Here is a 3,447-nt window from a genome sequence, read left to right as displayed (position 1 = left end):
AGCCCGAAGCGTGCGCCCTCCGCGGCGATGCGGATGTCGCAGGCCATGGCCAGCTCGTTGCCGCCGCCCAGGGCGAACCCGTTGATCGCGGCAATGGTCGGCTTTTCATAGTCTTCGAGGAAGTCATAGAAGCGCTGCATTTTGGCCGCCAGACCGTCGGCGAAGGTGTAGTTCGCCAGCTGGTTGATGTCGGCGCCGGCAATGAACGCCTTGTCCCCGGCACCGGTGAAGACCACAGCCCCGACTCGGTCGTTGTCGGCGAAGTCCTCGAGGACCTCGCGGATTTCCCGCAGCACCGTGGCATTCAGGGCGTTGCGGGATTCGGGCCGGTTGATGGTTATGGTGCCGAGGTTGCCCTCGACTCCGACGAGGATCGTTTCGTAGGCCGTTTCCAGGGTCTCCATGTTTACCGGAAGGCCGGCTGGCCGGTGATGTGGTTGCCCAGGATCAGGGTGTGGACCTCGTCTGTGCCCTCATAGGTGCGCACCGATTCCAGGTTGTTCCCGTGGCGCAGCGGCGAGTAGTCAAGGGTGATTCCGTTGCCGCCCAGGATGGTGCGGGCTTCGCGGCAGATCTCGATGGCCTCGCGGCAGTTGTTCAGCTTGCCCACCGAGATCTGCACCGGTTCCAGGGTTCCTGCGTCCTTCATGCGTCCGGTGTGGATGGCCAGCAGGGTGCCCTTCTGGATTTCCAGGAGCATGTTCACCAGCTTGAGCTGGGTCAGCTGGTAGGCGGCCAGCGGCTTGTCGAACTGCATGCGCTCCAGCGAGTACTTCAGGGCGACCTCGTAGGAATCGCGGGCGGCACCCATGGCGCCCCAGATGATCCCGTAGCGGGCCTCGTTCAAGCAAGAGAACGGTCCGCGTAGCGACGTGGCGCCCGGCAGGATCGCCTCGGCGGGAAGCTGCACGTTCTCGAAAGTGATGTCGCACTGGATGGAGGCACGCATCGAAAGCTTCGGTGTGATCGGGGTGGCGGTGAATCCGGGGGTGTTGGTGGGAACCAGGAAGCCGCGGACGCCCTCGTCGGTGGCAGCCCAGATGACCGCGACGTTGGCGATGTTGGCGAGGCCGATCCAGCGCTTGGCGCCGTTGAGCACCCAGCCGGTCTCGGTGCGCACCGCGCGGGTCTGCATGGAGGACGGGTCCGAACCGGCGGTCGGTTCGGTCAGCCCGAAGCAGCCGATGATCTCGCCCTTGGCCATGGCAGGCAGGTAGGTGTTCTTCTGTTCCTCGGAGCCCCACTTGTGGATGGCGGTCATGGCCAGCGAGCCTTGGACCGAGACGAAGGTGCGCAGCCCCGAGTCCCCTGCCTCGAGCTCCATGGCGGCAATGCCGTACTCCACCGAGGAGCGGCCCGGGCAACCGTAGCCCTGCAGATGCATGCCCAGCAGGCCGAGGTCGCCCATTTCCTTGACAATTTCCACCGGGAAGTGGGCCGCCTCGTACCAGTGGCTGATGTTCGGCTTGATGCGTTCGTTGACGAATCCGCGCACGGTGTCGCGGAAGGCGAGTTCCTCGTTGCTGAAGAGGGCGTCGAGGTTTAAGACGTCGGAGTTGGCCAAGGCCGCGTCGCGTTCGAGGGCAAGGGTGTTCATAGCAGTATCTCTTTTCTGGAACTGAATTCTTGGGTGGCGCTTAGGCCGTGGGTTGCGGGGAGTAGGCCGGAAGCACGGTGTCGTTGTCGGCGCCCAGCATGGGGGGAGCCTTGCGCACCTGCGGGCGTTCGCCGCGGAAGTTCACCGGGAAGGCAACTTGTTTCAGCTCCCCGATCACCGGGTGGTCGGCAGTCTGGACCATGTCCAGGGCCGCGGTGTGCGGGTGGGCGTAGACCTCGTCCAGCGAACGGATCGGGGAGGCCGGGACGCCGGAGACGGCGAACAGCTCGCACCATTGCGCAGCGGTCTTGGCCTTCAGCGACTTCTCCAGTTCGGTGTTCAACCGCTCGCGGTTGGAAAGCCGTCCGTTGTTTGTCAGCAGGTCCGCGTCCTCACCCAGGTCCGGGCGTTCGATCGCGGCACAGAGCTTCTGCCACATCGCGTCGTTGCCCACGGCGATGACGAAGTAGTCGTCCTGCGCCCGGTACGCCTGGTAGGGGACGAGGTTCGGGTGGCCGGAGCCCAGCGGGCCCGGGCGGAGCCCATCGTCAAAGTAGTTGGTCGCCCAGTTCACGTGCAGCGCCAGTTGGCATTCGTACAGCGAGGTGGTCACGTACTGGCCTTTCCCGGTGCGCGAACGCTCCACGAGGGCGGCGAGCAGGCCGATGATCCCGAAGAGCGAGGCGCCAAGGTCTCCCATGGCGAAGCCGGCCTTCAGCGGTGCTCCGCCCGGCTCGCCGGTCAGCGACATCAGACCGCCGGCGGCTTGGGCGATCATGTCGTAGCCAGGCTCGTCGCGCAGCGGGCCGTGGTCGCCGAAAGCGGAAATGTGCAAGATGACCAGCTTGGGGTAGCGCTCGGAGAGCACCTTGTAGTCGAAGATGCGCTGCAGACCGGAGCCCGGGCGGAAGTTCTCCACCAAGACGTCGGCATCCGCGAGCATGCGGTGCACGATTTCCTGCCCCTCCACGGATTTCAGGTCGATGGTGACCGACTTCTTGCCGCGGTTAATGGCCAGGTAATAGGTGGCGTCGGTGCCCTTCACCGGCGGACCCCAGGATCGCGTGGGGTCCCCGCCTTCGGGGTGCTCGACCTTGGTGACGTCCGCGCCGAGGTCGGCCAGGGACATGGTGGCGTAGGGACCGGCGAGGATCTTGGAGAGGTCAACGACCTTGATGCCGGCCAGCGGGCCGGCGGGGGCGGTGTGCTTGTTCATGGGGATCAGTCCTTTCCGGTGCTTACTTGAAGACCTTGAGGGCGGCCTCGCGGGGCACGAAGCCGCCATCGACGAGTTCGTCGAGCCATTCAAGGGCCACCGGCAGGGTGCAGGTGCGGCCGTTGACGATCGAATCGAGGTAGGAGTTGGCGACCAGCAGCTTGCGGTAGCCGTTGGCGGACTCGTGGATGGCCTGCTCGAGCAGCAGGGTGGCCATGATCAGCTGGGCCAGGGTGTTGGTGTAGTGGCCGATCATTGCTTGCGCGTCCTCGGTTGAGCCGGCGAGGATGGCGTCTCCGCGGGTGAGAACCTCGTGCCAGACCTCGGTGAGCTGCTGGGCGCCGGGGGCAGCGTCGGTGGCTTCCAGTGCGGCGAGCTTTCCGAGCATCGATTCGGTGATGACCTGGTGCGCACCGTACTGCAACATGCAACGCAGCACGTCCAGCGCGATGACGTTGGAGGAGCCTTCCCAAATGGAACCCAGGTGCGAATCGCGCAGCAGGCGGGAGTTGGGCCAGTCCTCGATGTAGCCGTTGCCGCCACGGATTTCCATGGCCTCGCCGGTGACCCAGCGGGCCTTCTTGCAGATGTAGTGCTTGGCGATCGGGGTCAGCACGCGGATCAGCGACTTGGC

Annotated in this window: 4 protein-coding genes; all 4 read right to left on the bottom strand. The window is 65.2% G+C overall.

Features of this window, described 5'->3' with window-relative positions; all coding sequences use genetic code 11:
* The coding region (locus ACIPVK_RS21615; RefSeq protein WP_407614041.1) for an enoyl-CoA hydratase/isomerase family protein at positions 1-404 on the bottom strand (404 nt) is incomplete at its 3' end.
* Positions 405-406: 2 nt separating this feature from the next.
* The gene (locus ACIPVK_RS21610; RefSeq protein ID WP_407614040.1) at positions 407-1,597 is read right to left on the bottom strand and encodes an acyl-CoA dehydrogenase family protein; all 1,191 of its coding nucleotides are present in this window, start codon (positions 1,595-1,597) and stop codon (positions 407-409) included.
* Positions 1,598-1,637: 40 nt separating this feature from the next.
* A complete protein-coding gene (locus ACIPVK_RS21605; RefSeq protein WP_407614039.1) occupies positions 1,638-2,813 on the bottom strand; it encodes a CaiB/BaiF CoA transferase family protein in 1,176 nt (391 codons plus the stop codon).
* Between the two features lie 22 nt (positions 2,814-2,835).
* A partial coding sequence (locus ACIPVK_RS21600; protein WP_407614038.1) for an acyl-CoA dehydrogenase family protein occupies positions 2,836-3,447 on the bottom strand: 612 nt, incomplete at its 5' end.

It is taken from the genome of Paeniglutamicibacter sp. MACA_103 (assembly GCF_045798555.1).
GTDB lineage: Bacteria > Actinomycetota > Actinomycetes > Actinomycetales > Micrococcaceae > Paeniglutamicibacter.
This window is presented reverse-complemented; position numbering and strand designations above follow the sequence as displayed.